Consider the following 23,453-nt stretch of genomic DNA (forward strand, 5'->3'; position numbering starts at 1 on the left):
CATGGCTTGATGGGGTTTTGTAGACTAGGGAAGATGTGGCTGGATGTCGATATGGTGTCCCCTGCAGGAATCGAACCTGCAACTAGCCCTTAGGAGGGGCTCGTTATATCCATTTAACTAAGGAGACAGCGGCGGGCAGTATAGCGCAATACTCGACAAAGATTAACCACTTACCCGGCTGACTGCGCATTAAACCAGCAGTCGGCCTTAGTCAGCCCTGCACTATCGAAATCTCCCGGTGCGAAACCGCACCAGGAGCCTCCGTTTACTGCTGCGCCGCGCTCTGCTGCTGCTCCTTCGCCGTACTCTGCTCCCGGTCCAGCGCCTGCAGAATTTTCAGTGCCGCCTCAACCCGCACCGGCAGCGCAAAGTTCTTATTGGCCAGCATCACGATGCCGATCTTCTGCTGCGGCACAAAGGCGATATAGCTGCCGAAGCCGTTGGTGCTGCCGGTTTTATTGACCAGCGAGGCGGCGACGGGCGGTTGCGCGGGGAGCAGCGCCTGGGCCTTCTTCGGCTGCAGCGCAACGCCGTTGGCGCTGTCGGCAACCAGCCGTTTTGCATCAACCGGCCAGTCCAGCGTCTCCCAGCCCAGCCCCTGGTACATATCGCCGAACCGGTAGTAGCGGGTCTGCGCGCTGGCGATGGCTTTCTTCAGCGTGGCGTCGCCGGCGGGCAGGCTTAGCGGATCCATATTGGCCTGCATCCAGCGCGCCATATCCCGTGCGGTCGATTTTACGCCGTAGGCCTGTTGATCGAGCATGCCGGGCGTGACGCGCACCGGTTTGTCGTCGCGGTAGCCCCATGCGTAGTCAGCCTCTTTCGCTTTGGGCACCGTAATAAAGGTGTCGTTAAGCTTTAACGGCGTAAACAGGTATTTATTCATATAGGTTTCAAACGACAGCCCGCTGCGCTGCACCGCCAGCTGGCCAAACAGGCCAATGCTGGCGTTGGAGTAGTTGCGCATGCTGCCCGCCGGCCACTGCGGCTGCCACTGCTGGTAGTAGTGCCACAGCGCGGCCTGGTCGGTCACCGCATCCGGTACCTGCAGCGGCAGGCCGCCGGCGGTGTAGGTGGCCAGCTGCAGCAGGGTAATGCCGCGCCAGTGGCCGCTCAGCTGTGGCGCGTAGTCCGCTGCCGGGTCATCGAGGCGGATTTCACCACGCTGCACCGCTACGCCGCCGGCCACGCCGGTAAAGGTTTTACTGACCGAGCCCAGTTCAAACAGGGTACCGGCGGTTACCGGCTGGCCGCTTTTGATATTCGCCACGCCGTAGTTGAAGTAGTGCGGCGTGCCGTTGACCAGCACCGCCACCGACATGCCGGGGATCTGCTGTTCCGCCATCAGCGGGCTAAGGGTGTCGTTAACGATTTTTGCCACCTGCTGCTGGCTGAGCGGCGTCTGCACCTGCGCCATCAGCGGTGCGCTGGCAAAAGCGGTGAACAGCAGGGTGGTTAAGGTTTTCTTTAGCATTGTGTCATCTTCCATGGAGGGTGATCTGGCCCGGCGGGGTACGGGTTCCTGTGGTGGATTGTGCAGAGATTGACCGGCGAGGGCAATCGATGATAAATAACGGCTGATAATAGAAAATCTAACAGGAAACCCCGTGACCCGCAGCTATCTTCCCCTTAATGCGCTGCGTGCGTTTGAAGCATCGGCCAGGCAGTTAAGTTTTACTAAGGCGGCTATCGAACTGCACGTCACCCACGCGGCGATTAGCCAGCAGGTTAAGTCGCTGGAGCAGCAGCTGCAGCGTCAGCTGTTTATCCGCAATTCGCGCGGGCTGGTGCTGACCCCGGAGGGCGAAAGCCTGCTGCCGGTGCTGAACGACGCCTTCGACCGTATCGCCGAGAGCCTCGATCGTTTTTTACGCGGGCAGCTGCGGGAAAAAATCAAGATTGGCGTGGTGGGCACCTTTGCCACCGGCTGGCTGCTGCCGCGGCTGGCGGCGTTTAGCCAGCGTTATCCGCATATCGACGTGCAGCTCTCCACCCATAACAACCGCGTGGACAGCGTTGCCGAGGGGCTGGACTATGCCATCCGTTATGGCAGCGGTGCCTGGCACGGCACCGAGGCGCAGCTGATTTGTGACGCGCCGCTGGCCCCGCTGTGCACGCCGGCGCTGGCGGCCGGGCTGCGTGAGCCTGCCGATCTGCAGCGCTGCGTGCTGCTGCGGTCCTATCGCCGCGACGAGTGGGCCACGTGGCTGGCGGCGGTGGGGGAACCCGCACCGCTGCCCACCCAGCAGGTGATGATGTTTGATTCGTCGGTGAATATGCTGGAAGCGGCACAGGCCGGGCTGGGGATCGCGCTCGCCCCGCCGTCGATGTTTGAACATCTGCTGCGCGGCGAGCGGATCGTGCAGCCGTTTGCCACCACCGTCAGCCTCGGCGGCTACTGGCTGACCCGCCTGCAGTCCCGTGTTGAGACCGACGCGATGCGCGATTTTGCCGGCTGGCTGACAGAAAGCATTGCCCTGCCCGGGGGGCAGGGCGGCTAAACTTTAACCCTCCTGCTCCTGCTCCTGCTCCTGTTTCTGTCCCTGCTCCTGCTGTTTCTTCTTCTTCTTCGCCTCGGCCTGCGCCTTGGCTTTGGCCTTATTGCTCATATCGTTGCGGATCTGCGCGTGGCTGATCAGCGCAAAGATAAAGGTGCCGCCGATGATATTGCCGGCCAGCGTCGGCAGAGCGAACGGCCAGATAAACTGTTGCCAGCTGATGTCACCGTTAAACACCAGGTAGAGGATCTCCACCGATCCGACCACGATATGCGTCAGGTCGCCCAGCGCCACCAGCCAGGTCATCATAATAATCACCCAGATCTTCGCGGCCCCGGCGGAGGGGAACATCCATACCATGGTGGCGATGATCCAGCCGGAGATCATCGCGTTGGCAAACATCTCCCACGGCGAGTTATGCATGATTTTCATGCTGATGCTGACAAAAGCCTCGCGCACCGCGTCGTCAAATACCGGCAGATGGTTGAAGGCCAGCGCCGCCAGCCCGGTACCGAGCAGGTTGCCGGCCAGCACCAGCCCCCACAGGCGCAGCAGCAGCAGCAGGTTGCCGCCGTTCAGCTTGTGCATCACCGGCAGCACCGCGGTGACGGTGTTCTCGGTGAACAGCTGCTGGCGCGCCATAATCACGATCACAAAGCCGAAGGTGTAGCCGAGGTTCTCCAGCAGAAACGCGCCGGGCACCCCCTCCAGGTTGGCCTGGAAAATGCCTTTGGCCATCAGCGACGCGCCCATCGACAGCCCGGCGGCGATGGCGGAAAACAGCAGCGCCATCGCGTCGCGCTCCAGCTCCTTTTCGCCCTCCTGGCGGATCTGTTCATGCACCGCCGCCGCCCGCGAGGGCAGGGCCTCTTCGTCTACCTCAATCTCCTCCCCGCGCTCGCTCTCTTCGCTGTCGACTTCGTTGGTTTCGTTTTTATCATTTTGAGCGTTTTCCATCATTTCCCCGGCAATCTGAGTGTCAAATAGTAAGCATAGCCCGGCTTTTCTTGCACTCGGGTGCAAAAAAGAAGAAAATACGCGGCGCGTCAGGGAGGGCGGGACGGACATCAACACGTAACATCAGTCGTTTAAAAGGGTAACAAAGCTTTAAAAACGGCGCGATTTTGAGCAGAAAAAGCCCTTAATACCCGACCGGCTGGGGGTTGCAGGCCTGCCCTGCCTTCGGAAGGCGCGATCTTTGTGGTACTATCCGCCATCAAATTTAACATCACGCGATGCTTCCCTCATGCTTGAAGCCAGAAACCTGACCCTTGTCCGCGACGAGCGGGTGCTGTTTTGCGATCTCAGTTTTACCGTGGCTGCGGGGGATATCGTGCAGGTGGAAGGGGCGAACGGTGCCGGTAAGACCTCGCTGCTGCGCCTGCTGACCGGGCTGAGCCGCGCGGAGCAGGGCGAGGTGCTGTGGCAGCAGAAAAGTATTCTGCAGCAGCGGGAGAGCTGGCATCAGCAGCTGCTCTACCTTGGCCACCAGCCGGGGGTGAAGGCGGTGCTGACCCCGTTTGAGAATCTGCGTTTTTACCACCCTGACCACAGCCAGGACGCGCTGTGGCAGGCGCTGGAACAGGTGGACCTCGCCGGTTATGAAACGGTGCCGGCAGGCCAGCTCTCCGCCGGCCAGCAGCGGCGGGTGGCGCTGGCGCGACTGTGGCTGAGCCAGGCGCGGGTGTGGATCCTCGATGAGCCGTTGACGGCGATCGATAAAGCCGGCGTGGCGGCGCTGACGGCGCTGTTTGTGCGCCATGCGCGGCAGGGCGGGGCGGTGATCCTCACCACCCACCAGGATCTGCCGGAAGCGATGCACCCGATCGGCCGCATCTGCCTCACCGCGCCGGAGGCCGCCTGATGTTTATCCGGGTGTTAAAGCGCGAGCTGCGCATCGCCCTGCGCAGCGGCGGCGAGATTGCCAATCCGCTGTGGTTCTTTCTGATCGTGATTACGCTGTTTCCACTCGGCGTGGGGCCGGAGCCGCAGCTGCTGGCGCGCATCGCGCCGGGCATCGTCTGGGTGGCGGCGCTGCTGGCCTCGCTGCTGGCGCTGGAGCGGCTGTTCCGCGATGACTTTATCGACGGATCGCTGGAGCAGTTGCTGCTGCTGCCCGCGCCGCTGCCGCTGACCGTGCTGGGAAAAGTGGCGGCGCACTGGATGGTGACCGGGCTGCCGCTGCTGATCCTGTCGCCGCTGGTGGCGCTGCTGCTGTCGCTGGATATGGCCAGCTGGCGGGCGGTGGCGCTGACCCTGCTGCTGGGCACGCCGACGCTGAGTTTCCTCGGGGCGATCGGCGTCGGGCTGACGGTCGGCCTGCGGCGCGGCGGGGTGTTACTGAGTTTACTGGTACTGCCGCTGGCGGTACCGGTGCTGATTTTTGCCACGGCGGCGATCGATGCCGCCGGCCAGGGGCTGCCGATCGACGGCTACCTGGCGATCCTCGGCGCGCTGCTGGCGGGCAGCGCGGCGCTGGCACCTTTTGCTACCGCAGCCGCGCTGCGGGTAAGCGTGCAGTAAACGTTAAGAAAATAATAAAACCGACTGTCACCCTTGACGGCGCACCTGATTCAGAACGATTATTTTTACTGTGAGCAAGAAGACAATGTGGAAATGGATCCATCAGCTGGGCCAGCCTGAGCGGCTGTACCGGTTATGCGGGCGTTTTATCCCGTGGTTTGCCCTGCCCGGCGTTGCCGCGCTGCTGCTCGGCTGGGCGTGGGGCTTCGGCTTTGCTCCCGCCGATTATCAGCAGGGCAACAGCTACCGTATCATTTACCTTCACGTGCCGGCGGCGATGTGGTCAATGGGCATCTATGCCTCAATGGCCATCGCCGCTTTCACCGGGCTGGTGTGGCAGTGGAAAACCGCCGACCTCGCCGCCGCGGCGATGGCTCCGGTGGGCGCGGTCTACACTTTTATCGCGCTGGTAACCGGCTCGGCCTGGGGCAAACCGATGTGGGGCACCTGGTGGATCTGGGACGCGCGCCTGACCTCGGAACTGGTGCTGCTGTTCCTCTACATGGGCACCATCGCGCTGTATCACGCCTTTGACGACCGCCGCACGGCGGGGCGCGCGGCCAGCATTCTGATCCTGGTTGGCGTGGTGAATCTGCCGATCATCCACTACTCGGTGCAGTGGTGGAACACCCTGCACCAGGGCTCCTCCGGCGTGCTGCAGCAGGCGATAGATCCAAGCATGCGCATTCCGCTGCGCTGGTCGATCCTCGGTTACCTGCTGCTGTTCGTCTCTCTGACCCTGATGCGCCTGCGCAACCTGCTGCTCTCCGCCGAACGCCATCGCCCGTGGGTGCTGGCGCTGGTTAACCACGGAGGGCGCAAAGCATGACGCCGGCTTTTTCTTCATGGGCGCAGTTCTTCGCCATGGGCGGCTACGCCTTTTACGTCTGGCTGGCGGTGGCCTGCACGCTGATCCCGCTGGCCGGGCTGCTGCTGCACACCCTGCTGCAGCGCCGCAGCCTGCTGGATGAGATCCGCCAGCGCCAGTTACGCGAGCAGCGCATCCGCGCCGCCAAAGCCAAAAAAGCCGCCGCTGCGGCAGGAGAAGCACCGTGAATCCGCGCCGTAAAAACCGCCTGCTGCTGGTGCTGCTGGTGATCGTCGGGCTGGGGCTGGCAACGGCGCTGGTGATGTACGCACTGCGTTCGAATATCGACCTGTTCTACACTCCGAGTGAAATCATCAACGGCAAGGGCGAAAACCTGCAGAAGCCGCAGCCGGGCCAGCGCCTGCGCGTCGGCGGCATGGTGATGCCGGGCAGCGTACACCGCGACCCGTTAACGCTGCAGGTCAGCTTCCAGCTGTATGACAACAGCGGCGTGGTCAGCGTCAGCTACGAGGGCATCCTGCCCGACCTGTTCCGTGAAGGGCAGGGCGTGGTGGCGCAGGGCGTGCTGCAGGACGGCACGCATATCGTCGCTAAAGAGGTGCTGGCGAAGCACGATGAGAAGTACACGCCGCCGGAGATCAGCGACGCGATGAAGAACAACCATCCGGCCGCCGCGCCGGCGGAGGGGCAGCCATGATCCCGGAAATCGGCAGTTTCCTGTTGTGCCTCGGGCTGGGGCTGTCACTGCTGCTCAGCGTCTATCCGCTGTGGGGGGCGTCGCGCCTTGACCAGCGGCTGATGGGGCTGGCGCGTCCGCTCAGCTACGGCCTGTTTGCCTGCATCGCCGGGGCATTTCTGATCCTCGTGCACGCCTTTGTGGTCAACGATTTCAGCGTCGCCTACGTGGCCAATAACTCCAATACGCTGCTGCCGGTGTGGTACCGCGTGGCCGCCACCTGGGGCGCACACGAAGGCTCGCTGCTGCTGTGGGTGCTGCTGCTCAGCACCTGGACGCTGGCGGTGGCGCTGTTCAGCCGCAGCATGCCGGCCGACGCTATCGCCCGCGTGCTGGCGGTGATGGGGATGATTAACTTCTGCTTCCTGCTGTTTATCACCCTGACCTCCAACCCGTTTACCCGCACGCTGCCGGACCTGCCGATTGACGGCAGCGATCTGAACCCGATGCTGCAGGATATCGGGCTGATTTTCCATCCGCCGCTGCTCTATATGGGCTACGTTGGCTTCTCGGTGGCCTTCGCCTTTGCCATCGCCTCGCTGATGGCCGGCCGGCTGGATACCGCCTGGGCGCGCTGGTCGCGGCCGTGGACCACCGCCGCGTGGGTGTTCCTGACCATCGGCATCGTGCTTGGCTCCGCCTGGGCCTACTATGAGCTGGGCTGGGGCGGCTGGTGGTTCTGGGACCCGGTAGAAAACGCCTCCTTTATGCCGTGGCTGGCCGGCACCGCGCTGATCCACTCGCTGGCGGTGACCGAGAAACGCGGCACCTTTAAGGCGTGGACGGTGCTGCTGGCGATCACCGCCTTCTCGCTCAGCCTGCTCGGCACCTTCCTGGTGCGTTCCGGGGTGCTGGTGTCGGTGCATTCGTTCGCCTCCGATCCGGCGCGCGGCATGTTTATCCTCGCCTTCCTGATTATCGTCATCGGCGGTTCGCTGCTGCTGTACGCCATTAAGGGCGGCAAGGTACGCAGCCGCGTGCAGAGCGAGGTGTGGTCGCGCGAGTCGTTCCTGCTGGGCAACAACGTGCTGCTGATCGCCGCGATGCTGGTGGTGCTGCTCGGCACGCTGCTGCCGCTGGTGCATAAGCAGCTGGGGCTGGGCAGCATCTCGATTGGTGAACCCTTCTTTAACCTGCTGTTCAGCTGGCTGATGGCACCGCTGGCGCTGATGCTCGGCATCGGCCCGCTGGTGCGCTGGCGGCGCGATGAGCCGCAGAAGCTGTGGAAGCGGCTGGCGATCGCCATGCTGGCAACGCTGCTGCTGTCGGTGCTGCTGCCGTGGCTGATGCAGGACCGTATCGAAGCGATGACCGTGGTCGGGCTGCTGATGGCGGTCTGGGTGATTATCCTGACGCTGATGGAGCTGCACGAGCGTGCCACCCACCGTCACAGCCTGCTGCGCGGCCTGCGCCATCTGTCGCGCAGCCACTGGGGGATGGTGCTCGGGCACCTCGGCGTGGCGGTGACGGTGATCGGCATCGCCTTCAGCCAGAACTACAGCGTCGAGCGCGACGTGCGGATGAAGGCCGGCGATACGGTGGACATCCACAGCTACCACTTCACCTTCCGCGACGTGCATAACCTGCAGGGGCCGAACTACTCGGGCGGGGTCGGCATTATTGACGTCACCCGCAACGGCAAGCCGGAGGCCACGCTGCGGGCGGAGAAACGCTACTACAGCGTGGCGCGTACCATGATGACCGAAGCGGCGATCGACGGCGGTATCACCCGCGACCTCTACGCGGCGCTCGGTGAACAGCTGGACGACCGGTCGTGGGCGGTACGCATCTACTACAAACCTTTTGTGCGCTGGATCTGGTTCGGCGGCCTGTTTATGGCCCTGGGCGGCATTTTCTGCCTGCTCGACCCGCGCTACCGTGCGCGTAAGAAAGCGCCGCAGGAGCTGGCATGAACAAGAAAATTCTTTATATCCCGCTGGTGCTGTTTCTGCTGCTGGCGGCGGCGCTGCTGTGGCAGCTGACCCGTAACGCCAACGGCGACGATCCCACCCGGCTGGAGTCGGCGCTGGTGGGTAAACCGGTGCCGGTGTTTACGCTGGAGTCGCTGGACCAGCCGGGAAAAACCTTTGACCAGTCGGTGCTGCATGACGGCAAGCCGCTGCTGCTTAACGTCTGGGCCACCTGGTGCCCGACCTGCCGCGCCGAGCACCAGTACCTGAATACGCTGGCCGCTGAGGGCGTGCGGGTGGTGGGTATGAACTACAAGGATGACCGGCAAAAGGCGGTGAACTGGCTGAATACGCTGGGCAACCCTTATGCGCTGAGCCTGTACGACGGTGACGGCATGCTCGGGCTGGATCTCGGCGTCTACGGCGCGCCGGAGACCTTCCTGATCGACGGCAACGGCATTATTCGCTACCGTCACGCCGGCGATCTCAACGAACGCGTGTGGAATGAGCAGGTGAAGCCGCTGTGGCAGAAATACAGCCAGGGGGCCGGATCGTGAAACGTTACCTGCTACTGCTGGCGCTGATGGTCAGCAGCCTCTGTGCGCTGGCGGACAATATTGATACCTATAAATTTGATTCGGTAAATCAGGAGCAGCAGTACCGCCACATTACTGAATCGCTGCGCTGCCCGAAATGCCAGAACAACAGCATTGCCGACTCCAATGCGATGATCGCGGCGGATATGCGGCTGAAGGTGTATGAGCTGCTGCGCCAGGGGCAGACGCCGGAACAGATCAAGGCGTGGATGGTGGCCCGCTACGGCAACTTTGTCTCCTATCAGCCGCCGGTCACCCCCTCAACGCTGATCCTGTGGGTTGGCCCGGCGCTGTTTGTGGCGATCGGCGCGCTGGTGATTATTCTGCGCAGCCGCAGACGCGTGCAGCCCGCCGAACTGGATCCACAGCAGCAGCAGCGCCTCAATGCGCTGCTGCAGAAAGACAGGAAACAACCATGAGCGCCCTGATGTTGACGATACTGCTGCTGCTGATCGCGGCGGTGGCCCTGCTGCTGATCGCCGGCAGCCGGCGCCCGCCTGGCGTCACCGACGATCGTGATACGGTGAATACCGCCTTCTACCAGCGCCGCCTGCAGGAGCTGGAGGAAGATGAGGCACAGGGCGTGGTGGCGGAGCGGCCGGAGATGGTACGTGAGCTGCAGCAAACCCTGCTGCTGGACGTGCCGGGCCAGCAGCCGCCTCAGGCGCGGCAGGTCAGCCGCCTGTGGCTGCTGCCGGGGGCGCTGGTGCTGGTGCTGGCCAGCCTCGGGCTGTACCTGCAGACCGGCGGGCTGCCGCAGGTGCTGGCCTGGCAGCAGGTGAAAAACGAACTGCCGGCGCTGCGCGCCCAGGTGATGGACCCGAACGCGAAGCCGCTCAGTATGGAGCAGCTGGCGCGGCTGGCATTGGGTATCCGCAGCGAGCTGCAGCAGGATCCGCAGAACGTCAACGACTGGATGATGCTGGGCCGGTTAGGGATGGTGCTGAACAACGCCGCTACCGCCGGCCAGGCGTTCCGGCATGCGTTGCAGCTGTCACCGCAGGATGCCGAGGCAAAGCTGAGCTATGCTGAAGTGCTGACCCGCTCTTCCGACCCGCAGGATAACCAGCAGGCCACCGCGCTGCTGGATGAGATGGCGGCCGCGGACGGCAGTAACCTGCGCATTCTGGGCTTGTTGGCATTTAATGCTTTTGAGCGTCAGCGCTATGCGCAGGCCATCGAAGTCTGGCAAAAAATGTTACAGTTATTACCGCCTGACGATGCGCGCGTGGCGATGATTCAGCGCAGTATCGAGCAGGCAAAGACGGAATCCGGCAAGCAGAACAGTCACCTGGCGTTAACGGTCAGCCTGGCCGCCGGGGCAGAAAAAATGTTACCGGCGGGCGGAGTGTTGTATATTTCCGTCTCTGACGGGAGCACGCCGGTTCCCGTCGCGGTAAAAAAGATGCCGTTAAGCCATTTTCCTTTATCGCTCACGCTGGATGACAGCAACGCCATGATGCCGCAGCGGCTGCTGTCGGCGCAGCATCAGGTGCAGGTGCGGGTGCGCATATCGCGCAACGGCAGCGCCAACCCGCAGCCGGGTGACTGGTTCGGTCAGAGCGCGGTCACCCCCTATGACGGTCAGCAGCAGCTTGCGGTGGAGATTAACCAGCAGGTGACGGGCGGTAATCAATAAATCAGTACAGGGAGAACATGATGAACTATCGCCTGACGGGCCTGGCGCTGGCAAGCGTGCTGCTGGTAGGTTGTGCCAGCTCGAAAAATGCCGACGATCCACAGGGCCGTTCAGATCCGCTGGAAGGCTTCAACCGCACGATGTTTAACTTCAACTACAACGTGCTGGATCCCTACGTGGTGAGGCCGGTGGCGGTGGTCTGGCGCGATTACGTGCCGGTGCCGGCGCGTACCGGGCTGGGCAACTTCCTCAGCAACCTTGATGAACCGTCCACGATGGTGAACTACTTTATTGAGGGTAATCCGTACAAGGCGATGGTGCACTTCAACCGCTTCTTCCTGAATACCCTGCTGGGGATGGGCGGCTTTATTGACGTGGCGACCATGGCCAACCCGAAACTGGCTAAGGAAGAGCCGCGCGGCTTCGGTAGCACGCTGGGCCATTACGGCGTCGGTTACGGCACCTATGTGGTGGTGCCGGGCTATGGCAGCGCCACCCCGCGTGAGGATATCGGCGGGCTGGTGGATGACGTCTACCCGCCGCTGGCCTGGCTGACCTGGTGGATGTCCGCCGGTAAGTGGGCGCTGGAAGGGGTGGAAACCCGTGCCCAGCTGCTGGACTCCGATGCGTTGCTGAGCAACTCGAAAGATCCGTACGCCTTCGTGCGCGCCGCCTATTTCCAGCATCATGACTTCCTCGCCAGCGACGGCAAGCTGACCCCGCAGACTAACCCGAACGCGGCGGCAATTCAGGACGAACTGAACGACATTGACGCAGAATAACGTGGCTGAATGACGTTAAAAAAGCATCTCAAATGAGATGCTTTTTTTATTGTGCTAATAATTATCCCGTACAGCAGAGCGAATTATTAAGCGGCAGAGTTGCCGAAAAGTCCCTGGAAGAAGCTTTCCACGCCTTCGCTAAATACTTTCACCGGCTGGGTGTGGCGCGCCACATAAGCGTTACTGGTCTCTGTTGGGTTTTTCAGGGTGCCAAACGCCTTTTCGCAGGTATAAGCAAATTTTGAGGTCGTTTCAGTGATGCCAACCAGAAAATCCTTAAACGCACCTGCACCGCTTACCTGTTCAATATCACTCTGGGATAAAACTTTCATTTAACTGCTCCTTGTTAATATCATTCAATTTATCTGTGTGCGCTAATTTAGCAGGGTGAAAGTAAAGATTGAGGTAATAGCAGTCAAGTGCGCTTCGTGAATATAAAGATTTTACGATAATAAACAGCACTAAAAAAACACCCTGCAAGAGCAAGGCGTCAGATCACGACCGTTTATGAAATGCGATCAGAACTTATAGTTAAAGCTCGCACCATAAAGCAGGGCTTTCCCTTCCGAGTTAAAGGTATAAGGCGTGGCGACCCCGCCGTTCCGCGCAGTGGCGACCGGGTCAGTACCTTCTTCAATGGTGACTTTTTTGCCGTGCATATAGGAAACACCGACGTCGACCGAGGCATTCTGGTTAAAGGCATAAGAGGCACCGGCACTGAGCCACAGACGATCCTGATCCGGGATTGAGATTGAACGTTTGTCCGCCGGTACCGGGCTGTCATCGAAAGCGATACCGGTGCGGAAGGTCCAGTTGTCATCGTAGTAGTAGCTGGTGCCAAGCGCGATGCGGTAAGCGTCGTGATAGCTCTCATCTTTATAGAACAGCTCTTTGCCGTCGTTGCCGGTGGCTCTCAGCTCCTGGAACTGGCTCCAGCTGGTATAAGCCATGCTGTAGTGAACCGCCCACTGTGGTGCCACTTTGTGATAACCGGACACTTCCCACATCTCCGGCAGATGCAGCGAGAGGGAGCCGGGAATGGTCGCGCCGCCAGTGCCCGTTGGCAGACCGAACTGTCCGCCAATCGGGTTATAGGCGACCGGGATATCACTGCGGTAGTCACCGTCAAAGTCGATTTTAACTTCAGAGCGATAGGTCAGGCCGAAGCGATTTTTATCATCCACCTCATACAGCACGCCGGCATTCCAGCCGTAGCCCCATTCATCACCTTTAAGGTGGGCGATCTGCGTGTTCGCGGGAGCCGCAGGCAGCCCTGCTGCCGGCAATACGGCACCCAGCTCACCAATGTTACGCTCGATTTTGGCCCGCGCATAAACCGCATCAAAACCGACGCCGAAGCTGAAGTGCTGGTTCAGGCGGTAGGCGGTGCTCAGGTTAAGGTTCAGGGTCATCAGGTCGGTTTTACCGGCGAACGGGCCGCCGGCGTAGCCGTCGTTAAACTCCGTCGCCAGGCCATAGTTGGTGGTGGATGACGCGCCAATCCACCACTGGTCGTTAATCGGCTGCACGTAGTGAATGTTCGGCACCCACTGGGTCGGGGCGATGTTGTCCGCCTTCAGGCTGTTACCCTGGCCGCTGGTGCCGTCAAGGTTAACATCCGGATCGATAAATACCGCGCCAACCGAGAACATCGGCCGATCCATCAGCGCCATGGTCGCGGGGTTACGGCTGGCGGAGGCGGCGGTATCGCCGACTGCACCTTCGCCGGCATAGGCGCGGCCAAGACCGATGGAGGAGAATTCATTCAGCTGAAAGCCAGCCGCCAGACTGTTAGTTGAAACCAGCGCCACTGCCACTGCCAGCGCAGACTTGGTAAACAGGTTTTTATGGTTCATGACCACAACCCTCATAATTTATTATTAAACGTTGTTACAGACGTAACAAGGAAACATGAATGTCACAGACTGACCCATGCACAACAAATCAGACCAGTTGCCAGAGTATAGGACTGACCCGTACACATGTTGCAATCATGTTTTCGTGTTATTGCTAAAATGATGCAAGAAAAGAGATCTCGCTAACAAAAACTTACAGGTATGTTTTTGGCGGGCACAGTATCACCTGTTTCAGATCAATTAATAGCGTGATTTTCATCATAAAGCGCGCGATCTTCGTTGAATGGCTGGAGCCATTCCCCCCGGCGGGCGTAGACTCAATCGCATCTGAATGCGACGGCCGCCCGCTGGGGGTGGCTAACCGGAGGAACTGATGAGCGATGCCCTGAATGCCTGTACCGCCCGTGAAACGGCGGCCTGTTGTTGTGTCGATGTCGGCACCGTGATCGACAACAGCGACTGTACCGCCAGCTACAGCCAGCACTTCACCTTTCAGTCTGACGCCCGGGCGATGCTGGAATCGCTGAGCGCCCGTGCACAGGCGGTGGCGTCCGACCCCTGCGAAATCACCAGCCGCCTGACGGAGAGCCCGCAGGGCGTGCAGCTGCAGTGCGAATTTACCTTCTGCTGCCAGGCGGAGTCGCTGATTTTCCAGCTCGCCCTGCGTTAATCACCCTGCGGCCAGCCGCACCCTGACCCGGCCGCTGCTCCGTGCAGCGGCGATTAACGTAAAGGGACGACTCTGAAGGTCGGCTTACCGCCGGCTGCCCCGCTCTTTTCACTGCCATAAGCGTGTTTTGTCTCGCATTTTTTCCCTTCTGCCGTGGCACCCATAACGGTTCTGGTTAACACTGATCAGGTCAGACCTCTTTGGCAATGATGCCGGCACCGATGCGAACAGGTGAAAATAATGAGCTCACACCCTTTACTGACCCGACAGGGCGATCGTATCGCCATCACCCACGGGCTGCGCACCCCTTTTGTTCGTCAGGCTACCGCCTTTCACGGCATCCCGGCGCTGGAGCTGGGGCGGATGGTGGTCAGCGAACTGATGGTGCGCAGCGAACTGCCGCCGGAGGCAATTGAACAGCTGGTGTTTGGCCAGGTGGTGCAGATGCCGGAGGCGCCGAACATTGCCCGTGAAATCGTGCTGGCCGCCGGGCTGAGCGTGCATACCGATGCTTACAGCGTCAGCCGCGCCTGCGCCACCAGTTTTCAGGCGGTAGCCAGCCTGGCGGAGAGTATGCTGGCAGGCCAGGTGCAGGCCGGCATTGCCGGCGGGGCGGACTCCACTTCGGTGCTGCCGGTGGGGGTGAGTAAAAACCTGGCGCGGCTGCTGCTGGATCTCAGCCGCGCCCGCTCGCTGGGCGCAAAACTGAAGCTGTTGACGCGGCTGCGCCCCGGTGACCTGCTGCCGGTGCCGCCGGCGGTGGCGGAGTATTCCACCGGCCTGCGGATGGGGGATACCGCCGAACAGATGGCGAAAAGCCACGGCATCAGCCGCGAGCAGCAGGACGCGCTGGCGCACCGCTCGCACCTGCATGCCGCCAGAGCCTGGCAGCAGGGGCTGCTGGACGACGAAGTGATGACCGCGTTCGTGCCGCCCTGGCGCGAGCCTTTTCGCCAGGATAACAACGTCCGCGAGGCCTCAAAGCCGGAGGATTACGCCCGGCTGCGCCCGGCGTTTGACCGGCGGCACGGCACGGTGACCGCCGCCAACAGCACGCCGCTGACCGACGGCGCCGCCGCGGTGGTACTGATGACCGAATCCCGCGCCCGCGAACTGGGGGTGAAGCCGCTTGGCTGGCTGCGCAGCTACGCCTTCACCGCGATTGATGTGCGCCAGGATATGTTGCTGGGGCCGGCCTACGCCTCGCCGCTGGCGCTGGATCGCGCCGGCATCGGCCTGAACGACCTGACGCTGATTGATATGCACGAAGCCTTTGCCGCCCAGACGCTGGCCAACCTCAAGCATTTCGCCGACGAACGCTTTGCCCGCGAGATACTGCGGCGGCCGCACGCGCTCGGTGAGGTGAATATGGAGAAATTTAACGTGCTGGGCGGCTCAATCGCCTACGGCCACCCGTTTGCCGCCACCGGCGCGCGGATGATTACCCAGACGCTACACGAGCTGCGGCGGCGCGGCGGCGGGCTGGGGCTGGTCACCGCCTGCGCGGCGGGTGGTCTGGGTGCGGCAATGGTTCTGGAGGCGGAATAATGGAACAGAGATCGGCATTTACGCTGCAAATGCGGCTGGATAACGTGGCGGTGATCGTCATTGACGTTCCCGGTGAGAAGGTCAATACGCTGAAGGTCGAGTTTGCCGGGCAGATCCGTGAGGTGCTGCAGCAGGCGCGCGCTAACCCGCAGCTGGCGGGTGTGGTACTGATCTCGGGCAAGCCGGATACCTTTATTGCCGGTGCCGACATTGGCATGATCGCCGCCTGCCGCACGGCAGAACAGGCGCAGGCGCTGGCGCAGCAGGGGCAGCAGGTGATGGCGGAGATTGCGGCGCTGCCGGTGCCGGTGGTGGCGGCGATCCACGGCGCCTGCCTGGGCGGCGGGCTGGAGCTGGCGCTGGCCTGCCACCACAGGGTCTGCACGCTGGAAGATACTACCCGCCTTGGCCTGCCCGAGGTGCAGCTTGGCCTGCTGCCCGGCTCAGGCGGCACTCAGCGCTTACCGCGGCTGATCGGTGCGTCCACCGCGCTGGATCTGATGCTCAGCGGCCGCACGCTGCGCGGGGCGGCGGCGCGTAAATGCGGCCTGGTGGACGACGCTGTGCCGCACGCCATTCTGCTGGAAACGGCGGTGGCGCTGGCGCTGCAGGGGACTCACACGGGTAAGGCACGGCCGCAGCCACAGCCACAGACGGGTGAGGCACCGCCGCAGTCACAGTCACAGTCACAGTCACAGTCACAGTCACAGTTAAGGCGACAGTCGAAGCCGCGGCCACGGCCGCTGCGTGAACGCCTGCTGGCCACGCCGCCGGGGCGCGCCGTGCTGTTTACACTGGTGCAGCGCCGGGCGCGGGCCAAAAGCCACGGCCACTATCCGGCGGTGGACAGCATTATCGCCGTGGTGCGCTGCGGGCTGGAGCAGGGCAGCGCGGCCGGTTACGCCGCCGAGGCGCGTGCGTTTGGTGAACTGGCGATGACCCCGCAGTCCGCCGCGCTGCGCGGGCTGTTCTTTGCCAGCACCGCGCTGAAAAAAGAGAGCGGGGCGGGTGCAGAACCCCGCCCGCTGCGCAGCATCGGCGTACTGGGCGGCGGCCTGATGGGCGGCGGTATCGCCTGCGTTACCGCCACCCGCGCCGGGCTACCGGTGCGCATCAAAGATCTGCAGCCTGCGGGCGTCGCCCGTGCGCTGAAAACCAGCTGGGACGTGCTCGGCAAGCAGGTGCAGCGCCGCCGCCTCAGCCCCGCACAGCGCCAGCAGCAGATGGCGCTGCTCAGCGGCGGCACCGACTGGCAGGGGTTCAGCCAGCGCGACGTAGTGATTGAAGCGGTGTTCGAAAACCTGGCGCTGAAGCAGCAGATGGTGGCGGAGGTGGAGGCACACTGTGCAGAGACCACCATTTTTGCCTCCAATACCTCCTCGCTGCCAATCGCCGATATCGCCCGCCAGGCGCAGCGGCCGGAAAATGTGATCGGCCTGCACTACTTCAGCCCGCCGGAAAAAATGCCGCTGGTCGAGGTGATCCCCCATGCGGGCAGTGCAGACACGACCCTGGCGACGGTGGTGGCGCTGGCGAAAAAACAGGGAAAAACGCCGATTGTGGTGGCCGACCGCGCCGGATTCTACGTTAACAGGATCCTGGCCCCCTATATGCTGGAGGCGCTGCACTGCCTGCTGGAGGGCGAACCGATCGATGCGGTGGACGCCGCGCTGGTGCAGTTTGGCTTTCCGGTCGGTCCGTTCCAGCTGCTGGATGAGGTGGGCATCGATATCGCCAGCCATATGATGCCGGTGCTGCAGCAGGCCTGGGGAGATCTTTTCGCGCTGCCGGCGGCGATGGCGGCGCTGCAGAAGGATGACCGCAAAGGGCGCAAAAACGGGCGAGGTTTCTACCTGTACGGCCAGCGCTGGCCGCGTGGCAGGCGGCCGGATCCGGCCATTTACCGGTTGCTGGCCGTTACGCCAAAAAGTTGTCTCAGCGCACAAGATCTGGCAGAACGCTGTGTCATGATGCTGTTAAATGAGGCGGTACGCACGCTGGATGAAGCGGTGATCCGCTCCGCGCGCGACGGCGATATCGGTGCGGTGTTTGGCATCGGTTTCCCGCCGTTTCTCGGCGGTCCGTTCCGCTATATCGACCAGTTGGGCGCAGCAACGGTGGTCAGCCGGCTTGAACAGCTGGCCGGTCGTTACGGGCCGCGTTTCGCCCCCTGTGAACGGCTGAAAAAAATGATGGAAGCGCGGGAAAGCTTCTTATCACCGCCGGTTACGCTGGCGGATGACGCCGGGGCAGCGGGTTAATCTGGCCAGGCAGCAGGAGTGAGCGGGGCGTTTTTTCGGCCATCGTTCACTAAGTAAACAATCGGTTGACTATACTCAAGCCATTGGGGTACAACACACCGTTCATTCAATGAATGAAGAGTCGGGTGGCGTTGTCCCCCGGCGTTTTTGTTTAACAACAGCGGTGCTCTATGCAAGTTTTCATAATGCGTCACGGCGATGCGGCTCTGGATGCAGCCAGTGATTCTGTCCGACCTCTGACCCACTGCGGCAGTAACGAAACGCGCCAGATGGCAGCCTGGCTGCACGGCCAGTCGGTGACGATTGAACGGGTGATGGTCAGCCCGTATCTGCGCGCGCGGCAAACGCTGAACGCGGTGCGCGAAGCGCTACCGCTGCCGGCGGGGGAAGATGTGCTGCCGGAACTCACGCCGGGTGGCGATCCGAAATCGGTCGGTGGCTATCTGCAGATGCTGGCAGATCAGGGAGTAAAATCGGTGCTGGTGATCTCACACCTGCCGCTGGTCGGCTACCTGGTGGCGGAGCTCTGCCCGCAGGAGTCGCCGCCGATGTTTGCCACCTCGGCCATCGCCCGCGTCGATCTCGACGCCAGCGGCCACGGCACCCTGCAGTGGCAGGTCAGCCCGGCCAAACTGGCGAAGGCGATGTAATCCCCGGCAGGCGGCCCGCTAAACCCGGGCCGCTCGCTGTCAGTGGCACGACTCCCCCCGACGACGTAAACTCCCTGTCCGACTGTCCGACTGTCCGACTGTCCGACTGTCCGACTGTCCGACTGTCCGACTGTCCGACTGTCCGACTGTCCGGCTGTCCGACTGTCCGGCTGTCCGGCTGTCCGGCTGTCCGAATGTCCGAATGTCCGACTACTTTCGTCGGCCTGTACCCTACGACGGCAAAGCAACGGCTTCAGCCATCATCGGCTTCTCAACAGATACGTCTGGCTGTGGTCAGGTGCATATCGCTCAGGGCAGGATCGGCGGCTGCCACTCTTCCACCTCAATCAGCACCAGCAGCGCGGCATCGCCGCCGAACAGTTTTGGCGCCTGGTGAAAGCACATCACCCACGGATGCTGCGCCAGCCACAGCGGCGTCTGCTGTTTGAGGATATGTTTGCCGTGGCCGTGCATCACGCTGGCGCAAAAGATGTGCTCGCGGCGACATGCGGCGATCAGCGCACCCAGCTCCTGCTTGGCCTGCTTCTGCGTCAGCCCGTGCAGATCGAGAAAAATCTCCGGCGAATAGTCGCCGCGCCGCAGCTTTTTCAGCTCATAATGGCTGACGTCGCTGCGCACGTAGCGCACCGCACCCTCGGCGGGCAGCAGCGGCTGAAACTCATCGGAGAAATAGTGGCTGGCGTCCATCTGCTCGGACAACAGCCGCTTTTGCGGCAGCTCGCGCGCTTTCTTACGCTCGGGCGGATGGACGATAGTGTCCTGGTGGATTTTGCGCGTGCCGGTCATCAGCCCGCGAAAAAGCGCCTGGTCTTCAACGCTTAGCTTCTCTTTTTTATTCATTTTTCAGTCACTGCTCTCTCAGCCTGCTGCGTAACGGTGTCCCGGCAGGTCGTCGTCATCTCATATTCCTGGCGGTAGTCTACCTGTTCCCGCCCTCAGGCTTAAGTAAATCTCCGCGTTGTTCCCCAACAAATCCCGGTTCCCGCGCCACCAGCCTGCCGTTCTTTCTCTAATAATTCTTAGCTTTTTCGCCACCTCGCGCTGAATTCTCTGCCGCTTCATGGCAAACTAGCGCCCGGGTTTAACAGTACGGCCTGCGGAGGGCACTATGGACAAAATTTTCGTCGATGAGGCAGTCAGTGAACTGCACACTATTCAGGATATGTTGCGCTGGTCGGTCAGCCGCTTTTCTGCTGCTGAAATCTGGTTCGGCCACGGCACCGACAATCCCTGGGACGAAGCCGTTCAGCTGGTGCTGCCAACGCTCTACCTGCCGCTGGATATCCCGGAGCAGATGTACCGCGCGCGGCTGACCTCCAGCGAGCGCCAGCGCATCGTTGAACGGGTGATCCGTCGCGTTAACGACCGCATCCCGGTGGCTTATCTGACCAACAAGGCCTGGTTCTGCGGCCACGAATTCTACGTCGATGAACGCGTGCTGGTACCGCGTTCGCCGATCGGTGAGCTGATTAACGGTCAGTTTGCCGGCATCATCAGCGGCCAGCCGCAGCACATTCTGGATATGTGCACCGGCAGCGGCTGCATCGCCATCGCCTGCGCTTACGCCTTCCCGGAAGCCGAAGTGGACGCGGTGGATATCTCCACCGACGCGCTGGCGATTACCGAGCAGAACATCGCCGCCCACGGGCTGGATCATCAGGTGACGCCGATCCGTGCCGACCTGTTCCGCGAACTGCCGAAAACCCAGTACGACCTGATCGTCACCAATCCCCCGTACGTTGATGCGGAAGATATGGACGACCTGCCGGACGAGTTCCGCCACGAGCCGGAGCTGGGCCTGGCGGCGGGCAGCGACGGCCTGAAGCTGGTACGGCGTATCCTGGCCTGTGCGCCGGATTACCTCACCGCAGAAGGCGTGCTGGTGTGCGAAGTGGGCAACAGCATGGTGCATATGATCGACCAGTATCCGGACGTGCCTTTCACCTGGCTGGAGTTTGAAAACGGCGGCGACGGCGTATTTATGCTGACCCGCGATCAGATCGTGGCGGCGCAGCACCACTTCAAAATCTACAAAGATTAATTAAAAACACCGATTGAGTGAGGAGCCAGTATGGCGGGTAATACGATAGGACAAGTATTTCGGGTCACGACGTTTGGCGAGTCGCACGGCATCGCCCTTGGCTGCATTGTTGACGGGGTGCCGCCGGGCATTCCGCTGACCGAAGCCGATCTGCAGCACGATCTCGACCGTCGCCGCCCGGGCACCTCACGCTACACCACCCAGCGCCGCGAGCCGGACCAGGTGAAGATCCTCTCCGGCGTGTTTGAAGGTAAAACCACCGGTACCAGCATCGGCCTGCTGATTGAGAACACCGATCAGCGTTCGCAGGACTACGGCGCAATCAAAGATCTGTACCGCCCCGGCCACGCCGATTATACCTACGACCAGAAGTACGGCTTCCGCGACTACCGCGGCGGCGGTCGTTCGTCGGCGCGTGAAACGGCGATGCGCGTAGCGGCGGGAGCGATTGCCAAAAAGTACCTTGAGATGAAACACGGCATCGTGGTGCGCGGCTATCTGGCGCAGATCGGTGACGTGGCCTGCGAGCTGAAAGACTGGTCGCAGGTCGAGCAGAATCCGTTCTTCTGCCCGGACCCGGATAAGCTGGAAGCGCTGGATGAGCTGATGCGCGGCCTGAAGAAAGAGGGCGATTCGATCGGTGCGAAAGTGACGGTAATGGCAGAAAACGTGCCGGCCGGCCTGGGCGAACCGGTGTTTGACCGGCTGGACGCTGACCTGGCGCACGCGCTGATGAGCATCAACGCGGTGAAAGGCATTGAGATCGGCGACGGCTTTGCCGTGGTCAGCCAGCGCGGCAGCGAGCACCGCGATGAAATTCGTGCCGACGGCTTCCAGAGCAACCACGCCGGCGGCATCCTTGGCGGTATCAGCAGCGGTCAGGCGATTATCGCTAACCTGGCGATGAAGCCGACCTCCAGCATTACCGTGCCGGGCAAAACGCTGACCCGCAGCGGCGAAGAGGTGGAGATGATCACCAAAGGCCGTCACGATCCCTGCGTCGGCATCCGCGCGGTGCCGATCGCCGAAGCGATGATGGCGATCGTACTGATGGATCACCTGCTGCGCCACCGTGCGCAGAATGCCGACGTCACCACCGATTATCCACGCTGGTAAATGATGAAAAACACGCTGATCGCCCTGACCGCGCTGCTGGCGGCGACGCTGGCGCAGGCCGCCACCCCGTGGCAGAGCATTCACCAGCCGATCGCCGGTGCGCCGCAGGCGATCGGCGCGTTTTCCAACGGCTGTATCGTTGGCGCGCAGCCGCTGCCGCTGGAGGCACCGGGTTACCAGGTTATGCGTACCGACCAGCGCCGCTACTTCGGCCACCCGGACCTGATCGCCTTTATTCAGCGGCTCAGCGGCCAGACCGCGCAGCGCGGGCTGGGCGAAGTGCTGGTCGGTGATATGGGCATGGCGGCCGGCGGGCGCTTCAGCAGCGGCCACGCCAGCCACCAGTCGGGGCTGGACGTTGATATCTGGTTGCAGCTGCCGAAACAGCGCTGGACGCAGCAGATGCTGCTGAAGCCGCAGCCGCTGGATCTGGTGGCCGCAGACGGTAAAAGCGTGATGGCGCGCCACTGGCGGCCGGAGATCGACAGCCTGATTAAGCTGGCGGCGAAGGACAATGAGGTGACGCGCATCTTCGTGAATCCGGCGATTAAAAAGCAGCTGTGTGCCGACGCCGGTGCCGACCGCGACTGGCTGCGTAAGGTGCGGCCGTGGTTCCAGCACCGCGCGCATATGCACGTGCGCCTGCGCTGCCCGGCGGGCAGCCTGCAGTGCGAAGACCAGCCGCTGCCGCCGGGCGGTGACGGCTGCGGTGCCGAGCTCGACAGCTGGTTCCTGCCGCCGAAACCGGGCAGTACGCCGCCGGTTAAGCGCGAACCGCCGCCGCTGCCTGCCGCCTGCCAGGCGCTGCTGGATAAACATCTGCTGTAGTTCACTTGAAACGGATCCGGCCAGCCTGTGCCGCTCCTGTAAACCTGCTGTTCAATGGCTTTGCTGCGACCGGTGTGATCCTGCGCCGCGACAGCATCGCTTTTATGGTTAAGGATCTCTATGGAATGGATTAGCGTTGCCCCGTGGTTGCTGGGCGTGCTGTTTCTGGTGGCGCTGCTGGCCGGGTTTATTGACTCAATCGCCGGCGGCGGCGGGCTGTTGACCGTGCCGGCGCTGCTGGCCGCCGGTCTGTCACCGGCGCAGGCGCTGGCGACCAACAAGCTGCAGTCGGTGGGCGGTTCGTTCTCCGCCAGCCTGTACTTTATTCGTATGAAGGCGGTGAATCTGCGCGAGCAGAAGCTGAATATCGCCATGACCTTTATCGGCTCGCTGGCCGGTGCGCTGCTGGTGCAGCACGTGAAGGGCGATATTCTGCGTCAGCTGCTGCCGCTGCTGGTGATCGCCATCGGCCTCTATTTCCTGCTGATGCCGAAGATCGGTGAAGAGGATCGCCAGCGTCGCCTGCACGGGCTGCCGTTTGCGCTGGTGGCCGGGGGCTGCGTGGGTTTTTACGACGGCTTCTTTGGCCCCGGTGCGGGCTCTTTTTACGCGCTGGCGTTTGTTACCCTGTGCGGCTATAACCTCGCTAAATCCACCGCCCACGCCAAGGTGCTGAACTTTACCTCTAACCTCGGCGGGCTGTTGCTGTTTATTATCGGTGGCAAGGTGGTGTGGGTTGTCGGGCTGGTGATGATGGCGGGGCAGGTGTTAGGTGCGCGGCTCGGCGCGAAGATGGTGCTGAGCAGAGGGCAGAGGCTGATCCGCCCGATGATCGTTATCGTTTCGGCGGTGATGAGCGCCAAACTGCTGTACGACAGCCACGGTGCGGAAATCGCCGCGTGGTTCCACGCGCTGTAATCAGATACGAAGTCGCTAAAAGCTAAAAGCA

General features: G+C 62.0%; 24 protein-coding genes and 1 tRNA gene. 19 read left to right on the forward strand and 6 right to left on the reverse strand.

What is annotated here, in order from left to right:
* Window positions 1-52 precede the first annotated feature (52 nt).
* Together ASF13_RS17675 and ampC are read right to left on the reverse strand one after the other, a co-directional pair.
* Window positions 53-127, reverse strand: a tRNA-Arg gene (locus tag ASF13_RS17675).
* A 138-nt stretch (window positions 128-265) separates the two neighbouring features.
* Complete coding sequence (ampC, locus tag ASF13_RS17680) at window positions 266-1,474, reverse strand: class C beta-lactamase (RefSeq protein WP_072166434.1); 1,209 nt, start codon at window positions 1,472-1,474, stop codon at window positions 266-268.
* Between the two features lie 133 nt (window positions 1,475-1,607).
* Between ampC and ampR the strand changes: the two genes are divergently transcribed.
* A complete protein-coding gene (gene ampR, locus ASF13_RS17685; RefSeq protein ID WP_056239300.1) occupies window positions 1,608-2,501 on the forward strand; it encodes a LysR family transcriptional regulator AmpR in 894 nt (297 codons plus the stop codon).
* 3 nt (window positions 2,502-2,504) lie between these two features.
* Here the strand turns inward: ampR and ASF13_RS17690 are convergent, their stop codons facing one another.
* Window positions 2,505-3,455, reverse strand: a complete 951-nt coding sequence (locus ASF13_RS17690; RefSeq protein WP_056239303.1) for a formate/nitrite transporter family protein — start codon at window positions 3,453-3,455, stop codon at window positions 2,505-2,507.
* 289 nt (window positions 3,456-3,744) lie between these two features.
* On the opposite strand from ASF13_RS17690, the gene ccmA reads away from it, so the two are divergent.
* The 10 genes from ccmA to mlaA all read left to right on the forward strand — a co-directional run bounded on the left by ccmA (window position 3,745) and on the right by mlaA (window position 11,513).
* Window positions 3,745-4,362, forward strand: a complete 618-nt coding sequence (gene ccmA, locus ASF13_RS17695) for a cytochrome c biogenesis heme-transporting ATPase CcmA (protein ID WP_056239306.1) — start codon at window positions 3,745-3,747, stop codon at window positions 4,360-4,362.
* The gene (gene ccmB, locus ASF13_RS17700) at window positions 4,362-5,021 is read left to right on the forward strand and encodes a heme exporter protein CcmB (RefSeq protein ID WP_056239309.1); all 660 of its coding nucleotides are present in this window, start codon (window positions 4,362-4,364) and stop codon (window positions 5,019-5,021) included. The genes ccmA and ccmB overlap by 1 nt, the downstream gene beginning before the upstream one ends.
* A gap of 85 nt (window positions 5,022-5,106) precedes the next feature.
* Entirely contained in the window at window positions 5,107-5,850 is a 744-nt protein-coding gene (locus tag ASF13_RS17705) for a heme ABC transporter permease (protein WP_056239311.1), read from the forward strand.
* Window positions 5,847-6,077 carry a heme exporter protein CcmD gene (ccmD, locus tag ASF13_RS17710; RefSeq protein ID WP_056239314.1) on the forward strand — a complete coding sequence of 77 codons (231 nt, stop codon included), beginning with the start codon at window positions 5,847-5,849 and terminating at the stop codon, window positions 6,075-6,077. Before ASF13_RS17705 ends, ccmD begins: the two co-directional genes overlap by 4 nt.
* Window positions 6,074-6,547: a cytochrome c maturation protein CcmE gene (gene ccmE, locus ASF13_RS17715; protein WP_056239318.1), complete on the forward strand. Its 474-nt coding sequence runs from the start codon at window positions 6,074-6,076 to the stop codon at window positions 6,545-6,547. Before ccmD ends, ccmE begins: the two co-directional genes overlap by 4 nt.
* Window positions 6,544-8,499 (forward strand): heme lyase CcmF/NrfE family subunit, encoded by a 1,956-nt coding sequence (locus ASF13_RS17720; RefSeq protein WP_056239320.1) that lies wholly within the window; start codon window positions 6,544-6,546, stop codon window positions 8,497-8,499. The genes ccmE and ASF13_RS17720 overlap by 4 nt, the downstream gene beginning before the upstream one ends.
* Entirely contained in the window at window positions 8,496-9,053 is a 558-nt protein-coding gene (locus ASF13_RS17725; RefSeq protein ID WP_056239323.1) for a DsbE family thiol:disulfide interchange protein, read from the forward strand. The genes ASF13_RS17720 and ASF13_RS17725 overlap by 4 nt, the downstream gene beginning before the upstream one ends.
* Window positions 9,050-9,511, forward strand: coding sequence for a cytochrome c-type biogenesis protein (locus ASF13_RS17730; protein ID WP_056239324.1), 462 nt, complete (start codon window positions 9,050-9,052; stop codon window positions 9,509-9,511). Before ASF13_RS17725 ends, ASF13_RS17730 begins: the two co-directional genes overlap by 4 nt.
* Window positions 9,508-10,731 carry a c-type cytochrome biogenesis protein CcmI gene (gene ccmI, locus ASF13_RS17735; protein WP_056239326.1) on the forward strand — a complete coding sequence of 408 codons (1,224 nt, stop codon included), beginning with the start codon at window positions 9,508-9,510 and terminating at the stop codon, window positions 10,729-10,731. The genes ASF13_RS17730 and ccmI overlap by 4 nt, the downstream gene beginning before the upstream one ends.
* A gap of 20 nt (window positions 10,732-10,751) precedes the next feature.
* The gene (gene mlaA, locus ASF13_RS17740) at window positions 10,752-11,513 is read left to right on the forward strand and encodes a phospholipid-binding lipoprotein MlaA (protein ID WP_056239328.1); all 762 of its coding nucleotides are present in this window, start codon (window positions 10,752-10,754) and stop codon (window positions 11,511-11,513) included.
* Window positions 11,514-11,599: 86 nt separating this feature from the next.
* Here the strand turns inward: mlaA and ASF13_RS17745 are convergent, their stop codons facing one another.
* Window positions 11,600-11,845 (reverse strand): hypothetical protein, encoded by a 246-nt coding sequence (locus ASF13_RS17745; protein WP_056239331.1) that lies wholly within the window; start codon window positions 11,843-11,845, stop codon window positions 11,600-11,602.
* Between the two features lie 186 nt (window positions 11,846-12,031).
* Window positions 12,032-13,369 carry a long-chain fatty acid transporter FadL gene (gene fadL / locus ASF13_RS17750; RefSeq protein WP_056239333.1) on the reverse strand — a complete coding sequence of 446 codons (1,338 nt, stop codon included), beginning with the start codon at window positions 13,367-13,369 and terminating at the stop codon, window positions 12,032-12,034.
* A gap of 373 nt (window positions 13,370-13,742) precedes the next feature.
* On the opposite strand from fadL, the gene ASF13_RS17755 reads away from it, so the two are divergent.
* From ASF13_RS17755 to sixA, 4 genes are all read left to right on the forward strand, one after another.
* A complete protein-coding gene (locus ASF13_RS17755; RefSeq protein WP_072166426.1) occupies window positions 13,743-14,039 on the forward strand; it encodes a DUF406 family protein in 297 nt (98 codons plus the stop codon).
* 240 nt (window positions 14,040-14,279) lie between these two features.
* The gene (fadI, locus tag ASF13_RS17760) at window positions 14,280-15,587 is read left to right on the forward strand and encodes an acetyl-CoA C-acyltransferase FadI (RefSeq protein ID WP_056239336.1); all 1,308 of its coding nucleotides are present in this window, start codon (window positions 14,280-14,282) and stop codon (window positions 15,585-15,587) included.
* On the forward strand, window positions 15,587-17,848 hold the full coding sequence (gene fadJ / locus ASF13_RS17765) for a fatty acid oxidation complex subunit alpha FadJ (protein WP_056239339.1): 2,262 nt from the start codon (window positions 15,587-15,589) through the stop codon (window positions 17,846-17,848). The genes fadI and fadJ overlap by 1 nt, the downstream gene beginning before the upstream one ends.
* A gap of 170 nt (window positions 17,849-18,018) precedes the next feature.
* Window positions 18,019-18,498 (forward strand): phosphohistidine phosphatase SixA, encoded by a 480-nt coding sequence (gene sixA, locus ASF13_RS17770; RefSeq protein ID WP_056239342.1) that lies wholly within the window; start codon window positions 18,019-18,021, stop codon window positions 18,496-18,498.
* Between the two features lie 309 nt (window positions 18,499-18,807).
* Here the strand turns inward: sixA and smrB are convergent, their stop codons facing one another.
* The gene (gene smrB, locus ASF13_RS17775) at window positions 18,808-19,359 is read right to left on the reverse strand and encodes an endonuclease SmrB (RefSeq protein ID WP_056239345.1); all 552 of its coding nucleotides are present in this window, start codon (window positions 19,357-19,359) and stop codon (window positions 18,808-18,810) included.
* A 268-nt stretch (window positions 19,360-19,627) separates the two neighbouring features.
* Between smrB and prmB the strand changes: the two genes are divergently transcribed.
* The 4 genes from prmB (at window position 19,628) to ASF13_RS17795 (ending at window position 23,422) form a co-directional block, all read left to right on the forward strand.
* A complete protein-coding gene (gene prmB / locus ASF13_RS17780) occupies window positions 19,628-20,560 on the forward strand; it encodes a 50S ribosomal protein L3 N(5)-glutamine methyltransferase (RefSeq protein ID WP_056239348.1) in 933 nt (310 codons plus the stop codon).
* A 30-nt stretch (window positions 20,561-20,590) separates the two neighbouring features.
* The gene (gene aroC, locus ASF13_RS17785; RefSeq protein ID WP_056239351.1) at window positions 20,591-21,676 is read left to right on the forward strand and encodes a chorismate synthase; all 1,086 of its coding nucleotides are present in this window, start codon (window positions 20,591-20,593) and stop codon (window positions 21,674-21,676) included.
* Between the two features lie 3 nt (window positions 21,677-21,679).
* A complete protein-coding gene (mepA, locus tag ASF13_RS17790; RefSeq protein WP_056239742.1) occupies window positions 21,680-22,504 on the forward strand; it encodes a penicillin-insensitive murein endopeptidase in 825 nt (274 codons plus the stop codon).
* 120 nt (window positions 22,505-22,624) lie between these two features.
* Window positions 22,625-23,422 carry a sulfite exporter TauE/SafE family protein gene (locus ASF13_RS17795; RefSeq protein ID WP_056239354.1) on the forward strand — a complete coding sequence of 266 codons (798 nt, stop codon included), beginning with the start codon at window positions 22,625-22,627 and terminating at the stop codon, window positions 23,420-23,422.
* Window positions 23,423-23,453: the final 31 nt, after the last annotated feature.

This window comes from Erwinia sp. Leaf53 (genome assembly GCF_001422605.1).
Lineage (GTDB): Bacteria > Pseudomonadota > Gammaproteobacteria > Enterobacterales > Enterobacteriaceae > Erwinia.